Genomic DNA, 1,582 nt, shown 5'->3' on the forward strand with positions numbered 1-1,582 from the left:
GAAGAGGCTGACGCCACCGGGACCCACGAGCAGGCCCACGACGATGAGCACGACGCCCCAGAGGATCTGACGGCGGACGAGGGCGACGACGCCCGCGATGACGAGGATGACGGCGAGGATCCACAGGAGCGTGGCCATGGTGACCTCCGGGGTTCAGGGGACGGTCGGTCGCCACCGGGGTCGGCGGCGCGGACGACCGTAGGCCGGACCGGCCCCGCCCGCCCGGTGGAGCCGCCCGCCCGGTGGGGCAGCCCGCCGGGGCCCCGCCGCGCGCCCCCTCCCGCTGCCCGGGCCGATGCCCGCGGACCCTGGTGCGGCGGCCCCGCCCGCGCGAGCATGGCGCCGTGAGCCACGACGAGCAGGGTCCCGAGATCGAGTGCTGGCTGACGGACATGGACGGCGTCCTCGTCCACGAGGGCCACGCGCTGCCCGGCGCGGCCGACTTCCTGCAGCGGCTCGTCGACCGGGAGCGCCGCTTCCTCGTCCTGACGAACAACTCGATGTTCACGCCGCGCGACCTGCGCGCCCGGCTCGCCGCCTCGGGGCTGCAGGTGCCGGAGGAGGCGATCTGGACGTCGGCGCTCGCGACGGCGCAGTTCCTCGCGCAGCAGGTGCCGGGGGGCTCGGCCTACGTCATCGGGGAGGCCGGGCTCACGACCGCCGTCCACGAGGTCGGCTACACGATGACGACGAGCTCCCCCGACTACGTGGTCCTCGGCGAGACGCGCACGTACTCCTTCACCGCCATCACGACGGCGATCCGCCTCATCGAGGGCGGCGCGCGCTTCATCGCCACGAACCCCGACCCGACCGGCCCCTCGGCCGAGGGACCGCTCCCCGCGACGGGCGCGGTGGCGGCGCTCATCACGCGGGCGACGAAGCGCGAGCCGTACGTCGTCGGCAAGCCCAACCCGATGATGTTCCGCAGCGCGATGAACCGCATCGAGGCGCACTCGGAGACGACGGCCATGGTCGGCGACCGCATGGACACCGACGTCGTCGCCGGCATCGAGGCGGGCCTCACGACGACGCTCGTCCTCACCGGCTCGACGCGGCGCGAGGACGTCGAGGCCTACCCCTACCGACCGACGCGCGTCTGCGAGTCCATCGCCGACGTCGTTCCGCTGGTCTGAGGGAGGCCTCGACGCCGCCGCTCGCGGCTCGCGGCCGCCCGGGGGCCTTGCCACTGGACCGAGGGCTTCACCGCTGGACCGAGGGCCTCACCGCTGGACGAGGGCCTCACCGCTGGACGAGGGCTTCGCCGTGGCCCGAGCCCTTCGCTGCCGCTTCCTGCGGCGCTGGGCCGACGCTGGAGCGCTCGCCGGTCCCGGTCTCCTCCGCGTGGACAGCAGTCGCCGTCCCGCGAGGGTGATGCAGACCACCCGGACGAGCGATGGTCGAGCACTCGCCTCGTCGTCCACTCTTCCGTAGACTTCGAACACGTGTTCGAGTGACGGTGAGGGGGTGGTCGCGGTGGGCGTGCCGACCGGCGACCTGCCCCTGGCCCGTCGCCGCGCCCGGGCCCTCGTCGAGGAGATCCGCGCCGAGGAGGCCGAGCGCTCCCGCGCCCACGCCCGCACCC

Annotated in this window: 2 protein-coding genes; one reads left to right on the plus strand and one right to left on the minus strand. The window is 74.5% G+C overall.

Annotated features, from left to right (window positions below; genetic code table 11):
- On the minus strand, positions 1 to 138 hold a 138-nt coding region (locus tag WDV85_RS17060; RefSeq protein WP_445263201.1), incomplete at its 3' end, for a GPGG-motif small membrane protein.
- A gap of 254 nt (positions 139 to 392) precedes the next feature.
- On the opposite strand from WDV85_RS17060, the gene WDV85_RS04270 reads away from it, so the two are divergent.
- Positions 393 to 1,133, plus strand: a complete 741-nt coding sequence (locus WDV85_RS04270; RefSeq protein ID WP_171202884.1) for an HAD-IIA family hydrolase — start codon at positions 393 to 395, stop codon at positions 1,131 to 1,133.
- Positions 1,134 to 1,582 lie beyond the last annotated feature (449 nt).

The organism is Pseudokineococcus sp. 5B2Z-1, from assembly GCF_037482305.1.
Lineage (GTDB): Bacteria > Actinomycetota > Actinomycetes > Actinomycetales > Quadrisphaeraceae > Pseudokineococcus.